Raw genomic sequence first — 16,863 nt, 5'->3', positions numbered from 1 at the left:
ATTATTTTCTAAACTTATACAAAAACCATCCTACAAATATAAAAATCATTGGCCCTAAAATTAGTTCTGATTCATATATTGCAATCTCATAAGCATCATTCATATCGCTTGGTGGTTGAAAGCTAAATATTATACCTAATGATGTCGATACAAAAACTAGTACTGCAAACAGATATTTTATCTTATGATTCATAAGCTTGATATAAGCGATTACAAGATATAAATAAGGGATAAAATAAAGTACAGTAGCCATAAGGATCAAGATTTGATACATCGCATCAACTGATGGCAACAAGTTTGTAAATACAACTATAAAGGTAACCAACACTCCCATAAATATCAAAGCATTTCTTGGAGAATCGTGCCTGTTAGTCTTATGCAACCAGTCCGGCAAAATCCCTTTAGGAGTACATTTAAAAAACATAATAACAGGTGCTAATAACCAAATGCTAACTGCGGCAAATTCAGCAAATGTTAATAAAAATGCCATTAGTTTAGGAAACCATGCCCAATGAAATTGATGACCTATAATCTCAAATGCAGTCATCAATCCAGATGCCTTACCAATATCATCTGGAGATGCTACCAAATTCAAGGCTACTGTACCTAGTATATATAGTCCAAGTAGTATAAAAGCAGATAGAATCAAGCCATAATAGAGGTTTTTCTTAGCATCTCTAACAGAGTTGGCAAAAGTAGGAATTATCTCAATACCAGCCATAGCAAACATAATAATAGTCAAAGTAGAAAGATTGTCCCACGAGCTACCATGAGGAGCTATGTTAGCCACAGAAAAATCAGTAGCACTATGCCCTACAGCTAGATAAGCTGCCACCCCTAGGACGATTATCACAATAGCAGGTATAAATGAGCCTAAAATACCTCCAATATCTACTAGATATTTATTTGCCTTTAGACCATAAAAGCTAATTACCGTAATCAACCAAAAAGCTATCAGTACCACCACAGTAATATAATAATGATTCTCGACCAACTCAGGCTTACTGATAAAGTAAGCAAAATTTGTAGCCAAGAATATTAGAACTGCTGGATAGTAAAATATCGTATTAATCCAATAAAGCCATGCAACCATAAAGCCTGATTTTTCACCCAAAGCTCTAGTAGTCCAAGCATACATACCGCCCTCATCAGGATACTTACGTGACAACTGTGTAGCTATAACAACTAATGGCAAGAAAAATACCAAAGCACCAAGTATCCAAAAAAATATTGCTGATGCTCCTAAACCCGCAGCAACAGGTATCCAACGAATACCAAAGTTAGCAGTGACTGCCATTATAGTGACATCTTTTAATCCAAGAACTTTATTATCTGTTGAGATTGAACCCATAAAATATATTACTTGTTAATAATTCATAGAATGATTATATACATCATAATTAAGAATAAATATTATTTGTTCATTTTATGCTAATTAGCATAACAATTCCTGGACTTTTCAATTTAGTTTTTATATAATTCAATTTTACAGATATAAAGGGGAGCTTGATGAAATATATCGACTTATTTGCTGGCTGTGGAGGATTATCTTTAGGATTTAAATCAGAAGGTTTTGATTTACTTTTTGCAGTCGAAAAATCTCCCATGGCAGCAGAGACTTTTTATCACAATTTTATTGAAAAAATTAATGATAATATAGAATGGAGTAAATATTTAAATAAATCTATTGAAGAGCAATTAGATTCAAAACTTTTTGTTGGAGAAACATTAACTTTACTTGAAAAACCTCAATTGCTTAAAAAACTAAAAACTAAAATAGGAGAGCTTGATTTAATAGTTGGAGGTCCTCCTTGTCAAGGCTTTTCACTTGCTGGAAAAAGAGACCCAAAAGACCATAGAAACATATTGCCTTGGCAATACTTAGAATATGTAGATATCTTTAAACCGAAAGCTGTTTTAATGGAAAATGTTTTAGGTATGCGACAGAACTTTAACAAACATAATGAAAAATCCCCATTCAAACAAATAAAACAATTTTTAGAAGAATGTGATGCTAAGTACATTGTTCAAGAGTTACAATTAAATGCAATGCATTATGGTGTGGCACAACACAGACCAAGAGTCATGCTTTTAGCCATAAGAGAAGACATTGCCATAACAAAAAATATATTTTCACTCGATAATATTTGGAAAAGCGAAGACTATTATGAAGATAAAGAAATAAGCCCGTTATGTCCTATCCCTACAGTTAAACAAAATAAATATTATAATGTAGAAGATGCACTTAGTGATTTAATTGATGGAGCAAAAACTAGTTATTTAAATAAAATAAATAAAAAGAGTGGATTTAAGAATGTCATTAAAACAAAATTTAATGAAAATACTATATTAAATCAAATTGAGCGAAAACATACAGAAAAAGTCACATTAAGATTTAGAATGTATCAATATCTTTCAAGAAATAATGTATCATCAAAAATATTTAATTTATCTGCTAAATACAACACTACAAAAGATGATAAATTATTAAAAGATATAAAATTACTATTAGAAAGTTGTGAATATCCTGCAAAGTCACCTGATAATTATTTACTTGCAAACAATGAAAATACATTACTTGAATTAATTTTAGAATTAGCAACTAAAAAACATTCACAAAGACCTTTAAAACTTAATGCACCATCACCAACAGTTGTTTCTATTCCTGATGATGTAATTCATCCTATATATCCTCGGGCAATGACTGTTAGAGAACAAGCTAGATTTCAATCTTTTCCTGATTATTTTGAATTTAGGTCTAAAGAAACTACAGGGGGAGAGAAGAGAAAAGTAGAAGTTCCTCAATATACTCAGGTTGGCAATGCAGTACCCCCATTAATGGCTAAAGAAATTGCAAAACTTATCTTTAATCTGTTAAATTAAAATATGAAAATGTAGTATTAATTTCATTAAGAGAGTTTGTTAAATTTGTTCTCACATTTGGTTGTATACCGTTGGACATATTTCTATTAAATATCTCTTTTAATGAACTTGCAACATTGTGTCTAGTTGCTTTACCCCAGTAATTTCCACCTGATAATGTAATAACCCTCTTTACACAAACAGAATCTTGATTTATACCCTCAGGATCAGTTGTTGGTACAGTTACAAATGAGTATGAAAAATTATTGAAACTATCTAATGAATAATTATTAACTCCAACACTTATATTGTTATTTTGAAAGCCTTGTGCACTGTATACCATATCCCATAACATTGGAATTTGTGCATTATCATTCCAATTAGTTTTACATTGAATAACATTAACATCTATGTTATTAGCATCTCTATCAACTAATATATTTAATGCATCTAAATATAAGAACTTATTTCTTCTAAATAATATTTTATTATCAAATATTTCATAATCTTGTAAGTCATTTATATCTGATGAATACTCATCTTCAAATGGAAATACAATTGCAATTAAATCAGCTTCAGTATTTGATGGAGAGGCTCCATACATAACTGTTAAAGCATCTGAAATCGGAGTTGGAACATTAGCTCTCTTTTGTTTTATTACAACGACATTCGTATTAATAAGACAAAGATTTAAATACCAACAAACTAAAGCTTCCCAAGTTGTTCCTGCCTGACTAACACCTGACTGATTTCTTCCAGCATTGGTAGTAAGGAACACTTCTCTTAACTCATCACCCAAATCTAAAATATTTGAAGTTATATAGTCACCATTTACAGCTATTCTCTGATTAATCGCATCTTTCCAAGAATTATCCCAGTTATTTTTAAATGAACTTAATCCGAACAAGTCTTGTATAACTTGTTTTCGTAAATATTCCATAACATTCATATAATAACTCTTATTTTTTAATAATTTGTAAAAGCTATTATATGAGATTACAAAGAAATATATAGAATTTTTAAAAAAGATTTTGAAGAAATATTACATCATGCCTGGCATACCACCCATGCCACCCATAGGCATAGCAGGAGCATCTTCTTTGATTTCAGCAACCATCGCTTCTGTAGTGATCATAAGACCTGCGATTGATGCAGCATGTTGTAGAGCTGAACGAGTAACTTTAGTAGGATCTAAGATACCCATCTCAACCATATCACCATAAGTATCATTAGCAGCATTATAGCCATAGTTACCTTCTTTAGCTTTTACTTCGTTAACAACTACAGAAGACTCACCGCCAGCATTTGATACGATCTGTCTTAATGGTGCTTCGATTGCTTTTTTAAGTAATGCGATACCGTGATTTTGGTCATCATTATCACCAGTTAAGCCGTCTAGTGCTTTTTGAGCTCTGATAAGAGCAACACCACCACCAGCAACGATACCTTCTTCTACAGCTGCACGAGTTGCATGAAGAGCATCATCTACACGATCTTTTTTCTCTTTCATCTCAGCTTCTGTAACAGCACCAACTCTAATTACAGCAACACCACCAGATAGCTTAGCTAATCTTTCTTGTAGCTTCTCTTTATCATAATCAGAAGTAGCTTCAGCAACATTCGCTTTTAATTGATTAACTCTATTAACAATAGCATCTTTGTTACCAGCACCATCAATAATAGTAGTGTCATCTTTAGATACTTGTACTCTACTAGCTGTACCTAAATGCTCCATATTAGCTTCTTCTAGCTTCATACCTAGATCTTCAGATATAACTGTAGCACCTGTTAAAATTGCGATATCTTCAAGCATTGCTTTTCTTCTATCACCAAAACCAGGAGCTTTGACAGCACATACCTTCACTACACCACGCATATTGTTAACAACTAAAGTAGCTAAAGCTTCACTCTCAACATCTTCAGCAATTATTAGTAAAGCTTTACCAGACTTAGAAACACCTTCTAATACAGGAAGTAATTCACGGATATTAGAGATTTTCTTATCAACTAGTAATATATATGGGCTTTCTAGATCAGTAGTCATATTCTCTTGGTTTGTCGCAAAATATGGAGATAAATAACCTCTATCAAATTGCATACCTTCAACCACATCAAGCTCATCTTCAAAGCCTTTGCCTTCTTCTACAGTGATTACACCTTCTTTACCAACTTTTGCCATAGCTTCAGCGATAAGCTTACCTACAGTAGAGTCAGAGTTAGCAGAGATTGTACCAACCTGCTCGATAGATTTAGTATCTGAACAAGGCTTAGAAAGTACTTTTAGCTCTTCTACTAATTTAGCAGCAGCCTTATCAATACCTCTTTTTAGATCCATAGGGTTCATACCCGCAGCAACTGCTTTTAGACCTTCTGTAAGTAGCGCTTGAGCTAATACAGTAGCTGTAGTAGTACCATCACCTGCTACATCAGCAGTTTTAGATGCTACTTCTTTAACTATTTGAGCGCCCATATTCTCAAACTTATCTTCAAGTTCGATCTCTTTAGCAACAGATACACCATCTTTAGTGATTGTTGGTGCACCATAAGCTTTGTCTAAAACAACATTACGACCTTTAGGACCTAAAGTAACTTTTACAGCATTAGCTAGAGTATTCACACCATCTAGCATTTTTGCACGAGCTTCATCTGAAAATAAAACTTGTTTTGCAGCCATATTTAATTTCTCCTTTGAAATTTGTAAGATTTTTTGATTATCCGATAATACCCATGATGTCATCTTCTCTCATCATCAGAAGAGTCTCATCATTTACTTTTACTTCACTGCCTGAATATTTACCAAATAGTACTTTATCGCCTACTTTGACATCCATTGGCTGAGTGGAACCGTTGTCTAATTTCTTACCATTCCCAACAGCTACAACCTCACCTTGACTTGGCTTTTCTTGAGCACTACCAGTTAAGATAATTCCACCTGCAGATTTTGTTTCTTCTTCTGCACGACGTACTAATACTCTGTCTTGTAATGGACGAATGTTCATAACAATCTTACTCCTTTGTTAATTATTGTTATTTTGTTTCTTTAAAAATGTTTTAAATTTTGTGCAACTTAGAAAATCTACATATTCTAAGTACTTGCAAAACTACATATTGAGCCAAAAAAGTCATTTTCAAGATTTTTTTGTATTTTTTTTGTTAGAATTGCTTCATAAAAATTATTTCTCTATAAGCTGGTCTATTTTGTTAAAGAAAAGTATGAGCTTCACTGCTCGATTAATTCATACCATTGGTTTTGAATTTTTTGGTATATTAATATTTACCCCATTTGCTATGTTTGTTTTGCATAAAGATATGTTTCATATCGCAGGACTAGCCATCATAGTATCTATAATTGCTATGTTATGGAATCTCATTTATAACTATATTTTTGATGCCATCGAGCATAAAGCAGATATGTGTCGCTCAAAAAGAGGCGTTATTATAAGAGTATTACATGCTATTCTTTTTGAAGCTGGACTTTTGATTGTAACAATTCCACTTGTTGCTTATATGCTAGATATGGGACTGATAGAAGCTATAATCGTTGATATTGGCTTTGTTATTTTTTATCTTGTATATGCTTTTGTGTATAATTATATCTTTGATAAAATTTACTTTGGTTTTATACATAAGTAGATATAGCACCCATAGCTTAACTGGATAGAGCGTCGCCCTCCGGAGGCGGATGCGGGGGTTCGAGTCCCTCTGGGTGTGCCACAAAAAAATATCTCTTATTCATAGCTAAAACACTGCTCAAATACTACCAAAATATTTAATTGTTACAACCAAGAAAAGATTTATTGAAAAAAGAGCATGTAGAAACTATAATCTACACAATTATTGATAATAATTATCATTTATGGAATTGGTAAATGTCAAAATACAAGACTAAAACACAATATTTAATTAGAGGATATCTCCATAATTGTCCTGTCGCATACAGAAATAGACTTTTATCCTTAGGACTATTACCTGGAAAAATTCTTGAGATTAAGCGCAAAGCTATTTTTGGTGGTCCATGCCAAGTCAGCGTGAGAAATGCTGATATTTCAATACGTATAAAAGAGCTAGATTTATTAGATCTAGAGGAGATCAAATCATGAGATATGCCTTAGTAGGTAATCCAAATTGTGGTAAGACAACAATTTTTAATGTCCTTACAGGACTTAACCAAAAAGTTGGAAACTGGTCTGGTGTTACAGTAGATAAAAAAGTAGGATATTTTAAAGTTGACAATCAACAAGTTGAGATTGTTGATATTCCTGGCATATACAGTCTATCCGCATCAGATAATAGCTCTATAGATGAGCAAATAGCTTTTAACTATGTTATTCAAGAAAAGCCCGATGCTATCATAAATGTGCTAGATGCATCTAATCTTGAAAGAAGCATGTATCTGACTATTCAGCTATTAGAGCTAAATGTACCTATGATTTTAGCTATCAACATGGTTGATGTTGCTAACAAAAATGGCGTCGTAATTAACTTTGATGGCTTGTCGAAACTCTTAGGAATAAATGTTTTTCCTGTGATAGGATCAAAAGGTGTTGGTATAAATGAGCTTAAAAATGCTCTTGTAAAGCCACAATTAACTCCTCACTATGACTTAAGATCTCACTACTCCGAAGATATATTAGCATTAGATAATCAATTACAACAACTACGCCAATCTAATATAGCAAATTTATGGTTAGCAGGAGAGCTCTATGAAGGTAGAACTATTCAGTTAGAGCATGACTCTCCAAATATTGATACTGATTCACTTCTTACTGAACATGCTAATCTAATTACAAACTCAGGACACAAGATACCTGAAATTCGTTATAGTATTGTTGATGATATTATTGAGAAAACTGTAAATTATACAGCTTCAAAATCTCGTAGAAATGTAACTCAAATATTAGATTCTGTATGTATGAATCGATTTTTAGGTATACCTATATTTCTTATGATGATGTATCTAATGTTCTTTTTCTCAATCACATTTGGATCTGCTGTTCAACCCTTATTTGATGACTTTACAGCATCAGTATTTATAGATGGTGTAGCATACTACTCAAATGCTATTGGTCTACCTGAACAGTTGACTATGATACTCTCTCAAGGTTTAGGTACAGGTATTAATACTGTTCTTGCTTTTATTCCACAAATTGGATTCTTGTTTATATTTCTATCTTTACTTGAAGACTCTGGATATATGTCAAGAGCTGCTTTTGTTATCGATAGATTTATGCAATCTATAGGACTATCTGGCAAAGCTTTTGTACCCATGATTGTTGGTTTTGGGTGTAATGTTGCTTCAATTATGGCATCTAGAACATTAGAAACTCGAGAAGATCGTTTAATGACTATTATGATGTCGCCATTTATGTCATGTGGAGCTAGACTTGCTATTTTCTCGGTATTCGCAACAGCATTTTTTCCAGAGCACGGAGCATCTGTAATATTTTTATTATATTTACTAGGAATTATCGCTGCAATTTTAACTGGATATGTTATTAAATTTACATTCCTAAAAAATGAAGCAACTCCTTTTGTACTGGATATACCAAAGTATCACTTACCACATTTTAGTACAATTATGCTTTATAGCTGGAATCGTTTAAAATCATTCCTACTTAAAGCTGGTAAAGTTATTGTCCCAATAGCTATTATTATTGGTAGTCTAAATAGTATTGATGTCACTAAGAATGAATCTGCTCTTAGCTATGCAGGTAAACAAATAACCCCAATATTTGCACCTATGGGAGTTAGTGATGATAACTGGCAAGCTACTGTTGGTTTAATGACAGGGGTACTTGCAAAAGAAGTTGTCGTAGGTACTTTAAATACTCTTTATACGCAAGATGATAGTCAAGGTATTCCTGATAGCTATAGCATTACCGATAACTTCAAAAATGCTATTTATACAACTTGGGATAACCTTTTCAACATGGATCTAAACCCAATCACAAGTAATGAGGCAGATGCTAATATGAGTAGCTCTGCTATGGGTAATATGACAAGTAAATTTAGCTCTGGGCTAGCTGCATTTTCATATCTATTATTTGTATTGCTATATATACCATGTATCTCGGTGATTGGTGCCACAGTCAGAGAATCTACTCGAGGTTGGGCAATATTATCTATATTATGGAGTTCAACTATAGCCTACACTTCTGCTGTAGTTGTATATCAACTTGGTAATATATTCAATACCCCAGTCAAATCAATCATATATAGTACAATTGCCATAATTGGATTAGGTATTGTAATTGCTATAATGAGATATCTCTCAACTAGAATCAAGTTTGTAGCAAATTTAACTGGTTGCTCAACTTGCCAAGTTAGAAAATAAAAACACCTACTTTATTCTTAGCATTTATACATAAACTATAAGCAAAAGTAAACGATGGAAGTATCTAATAATCCATAATAGTGCTAAAATTCAGATGTAAATCTAAGTTTAAGGCTTGCATGCTCAATAATAATTTAAAGGCTACTATTGCAATAATTGGTGCTGGTCCATCTGGCTCGGTTGCAGCAGCAATACTAGTCAAAAAAGGCTATGATGTAATTATCATTGAAAGACAAATATTCCCAAGATTTTCAATAGGTGAAAGTCTCTTACCTCAATCAATGCAGTATTTTGAAGAAGCTGATATGCTTGATGTAATTAAACAACAAGCAATATTTCAGCATAAAAACGGCGCTACTTTTAATAATAATAAAGACTCTATTTCTATAAATTTTAATCAAAAATTCACGACAGGTTATGGTGATACTTTTCAGGTTAAACGAGGGATTTTCGACAAAGCTTTAGCTGATAAGGCTCAAGGTCTAGGTGCAAAAATATTCTATAATACTGAAGTTACCCATGTAGCTGAAGAAAGAGATTATACTACTCTGACTATCAGAAATCTTGAAACTCAAGAACAATATAAATTAGAAGCTGATTTTGTACTTGATGCTAGTGGTTTTGGAAGAGTGCTACCAAAATTACTTAATCTTGAGAAACCTTCTAACTTTCCAATGCGACAATCATATTTCTGTCATATAGATGATAATATTGTCGATGAAAGTTTTGATCGCAATAAAATTCTTATAAGCGTTCATCCAGAACATCGAGATATTTGGTACTGGCTAATACCTTTTGCTGATGGAACATCATCCATTGGAGTAGTTGCAAAGCCAGAGAACTTCATTGATAACAATACCAATATACAAAATCTAGATAGCTTTATAAAGCAAATGCCATATTTAGCAAACTTAACATCCGCCTCAATACTTAGATCTGATGTTCAAACTATCAAAGGTTACTCATCAAATGTTTCTAAACTTTATGGCGAAAGATTTGCATTGCTTGGTAATGCCGCTGAATTTTTAGACCCTGTATTTTCATCAGGTATAACCATTGCCGTTAAATCAGCATCCTTAGCAGCAAATGCTCTTGATAGACATCTAAAGGGTATAGATGTAGATTGGCAAAAGGAATTTGTTGATGAGTTATATATAGGTATAAATACTTTTAGAGAATTTGTTAGCGCTTGGTATGAAGGCAGCTTGCAGGATATAATATTTCATAAAAATAGCACCAAAAACATAAAAGAACAAATTGTATCAATCTTAGCGGGATATGCTTGGGATAAAAATAACCCCTTTGTAAGAAATCCTAGACAAGGAATTAAAGCATTATCAAGGTTATGCTGTTAAAATACTATTTGATAATAACTCCTTTTAATGCAACTCCAGACATTAAGAGACCCTCACCACAAACATAAGTATCTTTACTTGATGTAGGATTATTTTTCCAGTTAGATTCGATATCTGCAACCCCTTTGCCACCTGCAGCTTGTGATTGCTCTTTTAGATCAATTAATGCTGAATAAAAAACCCAATTACAAGATTTCTCATAATGTTTAAAAGCACCATTAGTTCTTTTGCTAGTATATATTGTTCCTTCAGCTGAATAATCAAATGGCTTAGAATCTTTACCAAAATAAAACTTAAAATCGCCAAGTTTATTTTTGACTTTCTCAGGCATTACTTCCATAGCATTCTTGATACTCACATCATGAATATCATCCGAAGCATAAACAGATAAAGGCAAAACAAAACAGCCTGCAGCAACCAATGAAAATAATATCTTTTTCATATTATGTATCCTATAACTTTTCACAAAATTGTGTTAAATATCATATCAATTTTGTGACTAAAGTATAATCTTTATTCTAAAATTTTTTAAAAATCAAAGATGTATTAACTCCGCCAAAAGCAAAGTTATTAGTCATCACATACTCAGTCTCTATATTTTGTTTATCTACAAGATAGTCTAAGCTAGCACACCTTTGATCTACATTTTGTAAATTCACATTTGGGATAAATACACCTCTATTCATCATCTCTATAGTTAGCCATGCTTCAAGTGCGCCACTAGCACCTAGTGTATGACCAAAATAGCCCTTTAATGAACTGATGCTAATATCCCTACCAAAAACTTCACGCGTAGCAATACTCTCAGCTATATCTCCAACCTCTGTCGATGTACCATGAGCATTAACATAACCTATCATATCTGGTGTTATCTGTGCATCTTCTAAAGCAAGTTTAAGAGCAATCTGCATTTTTTCGGCTGTTGGTTGTGTAACGTGCTCAGCATCACAATTTGTGCCATAACCTACAACCTCCGCATAAATTTTTGCTCCACGCTGTTGAGCATGCTCTAATGACTCTAATATCAAAGTAGCACTTCCCTCTCCTATAACTAAACCATCTCTATCTCTATCAAAAGGTTTAGGTGCAAGACTTGGCGTATCATTCATCTGACTTGTCGCGAATAATGTGTCAAATATTGCAACCTGACTTACACAAAGCTCTTCGGCTCCACCAGCAACCATCACATCCTGCATACCATACTTAATAGCTTCATAAGCATATCCTATAGCTTGACTACTTGAGGTACATGCACTAGATGTCGGGATCAATCTACCAGTCAACCCAAAGAATAAAGCTATATTAACTGCACAAGTATGACTCATACCTTTGATATAAGTTGTTGCATTAACATTGCCAATTTTTTTGTCAGTAAGAATCATCAAAAGATCAGACAATGGTTGTGGGCTGCCAGAGCATGATCCATAAGCAACACCTGTTCTACCACTAGTTAATATATCTATCTTATCAAGTAAATCAGCATCTGCTAATGCTTGCGAGGTTGCTACGGTTGCTAACTTTGACACCATACCCATACCACGTATTTTTTTACGAGGATAATTTGGCATTTTAAAATCTGTTACAGGAGCAGCAAGTTTAGTATTAAGACCTTGAATATCATCCCAAGGCATTCTCTTAGTTGCGACTTTTCCAGCTAATAGTGATTCAAAAATAGTATCAGCATCACTACCAAGAGCTGTAACGCCTGACATACCAGTAACAACAACTCTATGCATTAAGCAAGTCCTCCATTAATAGAAATCACCTGTCTTGTTATATAAGCTGCAGCATCCGACATCAGATACTCTGCTAAGCTTGCCACCTCTTCTACACTACCTGCCCTTTTCATTGGTATTTGCTTGATAATCTCATCATAATGCTCGATATCATCCGTCATTTCTGTATCTATCAAACCTGGTGCTATACAATTTACTGTAATTTTTCTTTTTGCTAACTCTACAGCCAAAGCTTTTGTTGCTCCAATAATACCAGCTTTTGCAGCACTATAATTGACCTGCCCTCTATTACCCACGATACCAGATACAGAAGCCATAGTAATAATCCTACCACCTTTTCTAAGCTGTATCATTGGCATAATACAAGGCTTTAAAACATTATAAAAACCATCCAAATTAGTATCTATAACTCTTGACCAATCATCTTTTGTCATTGCTGGAAATGCAGTATCTCTACAAAGACCGGCATTATTAATCACTCCATAAAATGCACCATGATTTTCGATATACTCGCCAATAGCTTGTTCTGTCTGCTGATTGTTAGAGATATCAAAACTTATAATATCCGCTTGAAAACCCTTATCAAGAATACTATCACGAACGTTTTCAGCACCAACTTTGTCCGTATTATAGTGTATAGTTATATGCCTATTTTCAGCCGCAAGTTTCAGTGCTATAGCCTTACCGATTCCTTTACTCGCACCTGTGACTAATATTTTTTTCATATTTTATATTTCTCTACTAATAACTTTTTTTACATCTTCAAAACTTTGTGGCTGATAGGCATTGATCGTAAGTGATGCAACTTCTTGTTGACCTAACAATACTTTGCAACTAAATACCCCTGTCCCTTTATCAAGAATAATACATTCAGCAAATATATCTAAAACACTACCAGTTTTATATCTTTTAACATCTGTCTTGTAACCTCTCACACTCAGTAAAAATGCTACTGGAGGTTCATTGGTACTAGCGTCAGATGCAGCAAGCTTACTAGCTCTACCATAGGAAGCAGCCGTTTGAGCCATGATTTCAACCGCTACCCAGTGTGGTATACCATCTAATTGCTTATCGAAGAATATATTGCCATCAGTCACAATAGTTCTACAGTGTACTGTATTGTCTTCAAAAGCTATAAACTCATCAACGAGTCTCATAGGTGGTTCATGGGGTATCAAATCGGCAATATTATGCATCTATTTCTTTCCTATAATTACACTTACGTTATTACCGCCAAAAGCAAACGAATTACTCATGAAATTTGGCTTGTGATATCGAATATTACTAGTTATTATACCAATATCAGAAATAATATCCTTATCTGAATCGTATTGCTTTGGTAGTTTTTTGTTAGGATTGTAATTATCTGATAATAATAACCAACATATCGCAACCTCTGTAGCTGCCGCTGCACCTAGTGTATGACCTGTCAAAGATTTAGTAGAGCTACACGCAACAGGTGCTTTGAATATATCCCTTACTGCATTACTTTCCATATTATCATTTAGTATGGTTGCTGTACCATGCAAATTTAAATAACCGATATCATCAGGAACTAGATTTGCAGAGCTCAATGCCTGTATCATAGCTAATTTAGCACCTTCACCACTAGGATCTGGTGCTGTAATATGATAACCATCTGATGATTCCCCAACACCTAAAAGTACTATTTCTGAGCAATCTCTAGACATAATAAAGGCTGCAGCGCCTTCACCTATATTTATACCATCTCTTTGATTATGAAAAGGTAAACACAAGTTCTGAGATATCGCATCTAAGCAATCAAAGCCATTTAATGTTAATTCACAAAGAGTATCGCAACCGACAACAATAACTGCATCACACAAATTCTGTTTTAATAATCTAGCAGCTGAGGCAAATGCTTTACCACTTGATGAACAAGCTGTTGATATAGTATAAGCAATATTTTCAAGATTATAATACTCCCTCAAAAATTCACTAAGACCTGCGGTTTCTTCTTGCTTGTAGCTAAATTCTTTGGGGAATTGACCTGATATAAACTTTTTAGTTAAAGCTCGTTCACCATTATCTATACCTGATGTACTAGTACCGCAAACCACAGCCACCCTATCAGCTCCATATTTATCTATAACTCGACTTATATCATGATTTATTTGCATACAGGCATGAAGAGCCATTTGGTTATTACGACAATCAAATTCTTTTAATCGGTGAGGAATTTTTGGAAGTATATTATCATTTATTTGCCCTACAATTGTCTTGCGACCCGACAATAGATTCTTATCAGTTACCAAACCAGTTTGATTACTAAGCAATGATTGCAAAACAGCTTGTTTAGAATCACCTAAACAATTGATTATACCCAGCGAATTCAGATAGATTTCATTGCCACTCATATTCTGTATAATTTTGAATAACTTCCTGTAAGTATAAATTCAATTACGATTAGTTTAAATACAATTAAGTGTATGTTAACTGTATTTAATACTTAAAAAGGTTATAGATATACATTTTTTTACTTCAATATGATAGATTCTAGTAAAGACAATAAAATAGCATATTGGATGAGATTTTATATAGATTCGGTTTTAGCCACAGCTCAAGGAAAAAACGACATATCAAATTTTAAAGATATATCATACCTTGAAATGATAAAACAGGACATCAACATCGATACTAGCTTCATAGCTGCAGCTATGAGAAGAAGATGTAGTAAATCCAGCAAAATCGCTCTTTCAGTATCCATACCTCAACTCCATAAATATAAAATAGATGCCATAGTATTTGCATCTCAACATGGTGAACTAGCAAATACATTATCTATATTTAAAGATATTTCTAATCAAGAAATCCTTTCACCAAACGCATTTTCTCAATCTGTGCATAATACACCTTCTGGACTTCTATCAATCCAACAGAAACTAAAAATACCTTTTAACTCAATAGCTGCTGGTACCGAGACTTTTGAAATGGGTTTAATTGACGCTATCACACAGTTACAAGACTATGATAATGTTTTGTTTACTTGTTATGATGATAATGTGCCAGAAATCTTTGATGAACTTAATATCTCAGATAATCTTGCTTATGGAATTAGTTTTGTCATATCAAGAGAACCACTATCACAGTCAAGTATAGGCTTAAAATTAGAGATTAATAACAACAAAACATTATTACAAAAATTTAATCGACTCCCATCTGCAATTATTTTTGCAAACTGGTATGCTTGTAATGAACTTAATCCATTATTTTTAAAGCGTATATCTATAGAGAAGATGTAATTATGTATAAATACTTAAATAGATTTTATCGCAGAATTGCTACAGGAATATGTTTCTTTTTATTCAGCTTTTTTGGAGCAATATTAGGTTATATATACTTCCCTCTAGTCAGAATATTTATAAAAGATAAAAGTGCTCGCACAATACATGCTCAACACACTATAAACATTGGTTTTAAAATTTTTATTGGAATTATTCACCATTTTAGAATCATTCGATTTGAATTTGAAGGTATTGAAAAACTATATCAAGATCAAGGTTGTATTTTCATAGCTAATCATCCTACTTTAATCGACTATGTTGCAATAGTGTCTAGACTCAAGCTTTGCGATAATATTGTCAAACAAAGCTTATGGGAAAACCCATATTATAAGCATGTAATAGAAACAGCTGGATATATCCCGAATATCAATCCTGACCAAACATTCTCACGCTTAAATGAAATATTTGTAGAAGGTAGAAATTTGTTAATGTTCCCAGAAGGTACCAGAACTAGTCCCAACCAGTTACCAAAGCTAAAACGAGGTGCCGCGCAACTAGCAATTAGAACAAATGCTCCTATAAGAATGATACATATCTCATGCTCTCCTGTTACTTTGACAAAAAATACCAAATGGTATAACATTGCCGAAACAACGCCGTTGTTTAGAGTAGTTGTTGGAGATAAGGTTAATCCTCAAGATTTTATTGATGAGGCAGATGGGATACCATCTCTAGCTGCTCGTAGGCTAACTAAATTTTTACAGTATAATCTCTCTACTAAATTAGATTTTTTATAAAATAGGTACTTTAAAACATGCAACAAGAAATAAAAGAAATGATCATCGAGGTCTTAAATCTTGAAGATATTACAGCTGATGAAATAGATGCTAATGAAGCACTTTTTGGAGAGGGTTTAGGACTAGATTCAATAGACGCTTTAGAGATAGGGGTTGCGTTAAAAAAACGCTATAATATAAGTCTTGAAGTTGCTGATGAAGATGTCAAAAAACACTTTGAATCTGTGGCATCTTTGGCTAAATTTGTAGAAGAAAATAAATCTTAAGGATATACTGATGAGCTTTTCTAAAGAACAAATTTTCGTACAATTACAGGATATTCTTAATAATCTTTTTGAAATAGATAAGGATGATGTCACTCTCGATTCAACACTATACGAAGATCTTGATTTAGATAGTATTGATGCTGTTGATTTAGTAGTACAACTGCAAAACTTCACAGGTCGCAAGTTTAAACCTGAGGAATTTAAATCTGTTCGTACTGTTGGGGATGTTGTTGATACTATAATTGCAGCTCTAGCACAAGACTAAATA

18 protein-coding genes and 1 tRNA gene are annotated in these 16,863 nt (G+C 33.3%); 10 read left to right on the top strand and 9 right to left on the bottom strand.

What is annotated here, in order from left to right:
- Window position 1: 1 nt before the first annotated feature.
- On the bottom strand, window positions 2-1,351 hold the full coding sequence (locus FTPG_RS03870; protein ID WP_004287117.1) for an APC family permease: 1,350 nt from the start codon (window positions 1,349-1,351) through the stop codon (window positions 2-4).
- Between the two features lie 158 nt (window positions 1,352-1,509).
- Between FTPG_RS03870 and FTPG_RS03865 the strand changes: the two genes are divergently transcribed.
- On the top strand, window positions 1,510-2,883 hold the full coding sequence (locus FTPG_RS03865; RefSeq protein WP_035722295.1) for a DNA cytosine methyltransferase: 1,374 nt from the start codon (window positions 1,510-1,512) through the stop codon (window positions 2,881-2,883).
- Here FTPG_RS03865 and FTPG_RS09535 read toward each other — a convergent pair.
- From FTPG_RS09535 to FTPG_RS03850, 3 genes are all read right to left on the bottom strand, one after another.
- Window positions 2,867-3,811 carry a hypothetical protein gene (locus FTPG_RS09535; protein WP_004287115.1) on the bottom strand — a complete coding sequence of 315 codons (945 nt, stop codon included), beginning with the start codon at window positions 3,809-3,811 and terminating at the stop codon, window positions 2,867-2,869. The genes FTPG_RS03865 and FTPG_RS09535 overlap by 17 nt on opposite strands.
- A 93-nt stretch (window positions 3,812-3,904) precedes the next feature.
- Entirely contained in the window at window positions 3,905-5,536 is a 1,632-nt protein-coding gene (groL, locus tag FTPG_RS03855) for a chaperonin GroEL (RefSeq protein WP_004287114.1), read from the bottom strand.
- Window positions 5,537-5,573: 37 nt separating this feature from the next.
- Window positions 5,574-5,861 (bottom strand): co-chaperone GroES, encoded by a 288-nt coding sequence (locus FTPG_RS03850; protein WP_004287113.1) that lies wholly within the window; start codon window positions 5,859-5,861, stop codon window positions 5,574-5,576.
- Between the two features lie 214 nt (window positions 5,862-6,075).
- Here FTPG_RS03850 and FTPG_RS03845 point away from each other — a divergent pair, with 214 nt between their 5' ends.
- The 5 genes from FTPG_RS03845 to FTPG_RS03825 all read left to right on the top strand — a co-directional run bounded on the left by FTPG_RS03845 (window position 6,076) and on the right by FTPG_RS03825 (window position 10,551).
- Window positions 6,076-6,495, top strand: coding sequence for a PACE efflux transporter (locus FTPG_RS03845; protein WP_035722286.1), 420 nt, complete (start codon window positions 6,076-6,078; stop codon window positions 6,493-6,495).
- Window positions 6,496-6,500: 5 nt separating this feature from the next.
- A tRNA-Arg gene (locus FTPG_RS03840) sits at window positions 6,501-6,576 on the top strand.
- A gap of 155 nt (window positions 6,577-6,731) precedes the next feature.
- Window positions 6,732-6,962, top strand: a complete 231-nt coding sequence (locus FTPG_RS03835; protein ID WP_004287111.1) for a FeoA domain-containing protein — start codon at window positions 6,732-6,734, stop codon at window positions 6,960-6,962.
- The gene (gene feoB, locus FTPG_RS03830; protein WP_004287110.1) at window positions 6,959-9,196 is read left to right on the top strand and encodes a Fe(2+) transporter permease subunit FeoB; all 2,238 of its coding nucleotides are present in this window, start codon (window positions 6,959-6,961) and stop codon (window positions 9,194-9,196) included. Before FTPG_RS03835 ends, feoB begins: the two co-directional genes overlap by 4 nt.
- Before the next feature lie 119 nt (window positions 9,197-9,315).
- Complete coding sequence (locus FTPG_RS03825) at window positions 9,316-10,551, top strand: NAD(P)/FAD-dependent oxidoreductase (RefSeq protein ID WP_035722279.1); 1,236 nt, start codon at window positions 9,316-9,318, stop codon at window positions 10,549-10,551.
- A gap of 4 nt (window positions 10,552-10,555) precedes the next feature.
- On the opposite strand, the gene FTPG_RS03820 is transcribed toward FTPG_RS03825, so the two are convergent.
- The 5 genes from FTPG_RS03820 to FTPG_RS03800 all read right to left on the bottom strand — a co-directional run bounded on the left by FTPG_RS03820 (window position 10,556) and on the right by FTPG_RS03800 (window position 14,665).
- On the bottom strand, window positions 10,556-10,993 hold the full coding sequence (locus FTPG_RS03820; protein ID WP_004287108.1) for a hypothetical protein: 438 nt from the start codon (window positions 10,991-10,993) through the stop codon (window positions 10,556-10,558).
- A gap of 76 nt (window positions 10,994-11,069) precedes the next feature.
- Window positions 11,070-12,287 carry a beta-ketoacyl-ACP synthase gene (locus tag FTPG_RS03815; RefSeq protein ID WP_004287107.1) on the bottom strand — a complete coding sequence of 406 codons (1,218 nt, stop codon included), beginning with the start codon at window positions 12,285-12,287 and terminating at the stop codon, window positions 11,070-11,072.
- Window positions 12,287-13,012 carry a 3-oxoacyl-ACP reductase FabG gene (gene fabG / locus FTPG_RS03810; protein ID WP_004287106.1) on the bottom strand — a complete coding sequence of 242 codons (726 nt, stop codon included), beginning with the start codon at window positions 13,010-13,012 and terminating at the stop codon, window positions 12,287-12,289. The genes FTPG_RS03815 and fabG overlap by 1 nt, the downstream gene beginning before the upstream one ends.
- Before the next feature lie 3 nt (window positions 13,013-13,015).
- Window positions 13,016-13,483, bottom strand: coding sequence for a hotdog family protein (locus tag FTPG_RS03805; protein ID WP_004287105.1), 468 nt, complete (start codon window positions 13,481-13,483; stop codon window positions 13,016-13,018).
- The gene (locus tag FTPG_RS03800) at window positions 13,484-14,665 is read right to left on the bottom strand and encodes a beta-ketoacyl-ACP synthase (protein ID WP_004287104.1); all 1,182 of its coding nucleotides are present in this window, start codon (window positions 14,663-14,665) and stop codon (window positions 13,484-13,486) included.
- Between the two features lie 168 nt (window positions 14,666-14,833).
- On the opposite strand from FTPG_RS03800, the gene FTPG_RS03795 reads away from it, so the two are divergent.
- The 4 genes from FTPG_RS03795 to FTPG_RS03780 are packed head-to-tail and all read left to right on the top strand — an operon-like array spanning window position 14,834 to window position 16,860.
- Window positions 14,834-15,550, top strand: coding sequence for a beta-ketoacyl synthase chain length factor (locus tag FTPG_RS03795; protein ID WP_035722370.1), 717 nt, complete (start codon window positions 14,834-14,836; stop codon window positions 15,548-15,550).
- Between the two features lie 2 nt (window positions 15,551-15,552).
- Window positions 15,553-16,329 (top strand): lysophospholipid acyltransferase family protein, encoded by a 777-nt coding sequence (locus tag FTPG_RS03790; RefSeq protein ID WP_004287102.1) that lies wholly within the window; start codon window positions 15,553-15,555, stop codon window positions 16,327-16,329.
- A gap of 17 nt (window positions 16,330-16,346) precedes the next feature.
- Window positions 16,347-16,595: a phosphopantetheine-binding protein gene (locus tag FTPG_RS03785; protein WP_004287101.1), complete on the top strand. Its 249-nt coding sequence runs from the start codon at window positions 16,347-16,349 to the stop codon at window positions 16,593-16,595.
- Window positions 16,596-16,605: 10 nt separating this feature from the next.
- A complete protein-coding gene (locus tag FTPG_RS03780) occupies window positions 16,606-16,860 on the top strand; it encodes an acyl carrier protein (RefSeq protein WP_004287100.1) in 255 nt (84 codons plus the stop codon).
- Window positions 16,861-16,863: the final 3 nt, after the last annotated feature.

Origin of the sequence: Francisella philomiragia subsp. philomiragia ATCC 25015, assembly GCF_000156715.1 — a bacterium.
Classification (GTDB): domain Bacteria; phylum Pseudomonadota; class Gammaproteobacteria; order Francisellales; family Francisellaceae; genus Francisella; species Francisella philomiragia.
Note: the sequence above shows the minus strand (reverse complement) of the source record. Positions and strands in the feature narration are given on the sequence as shown.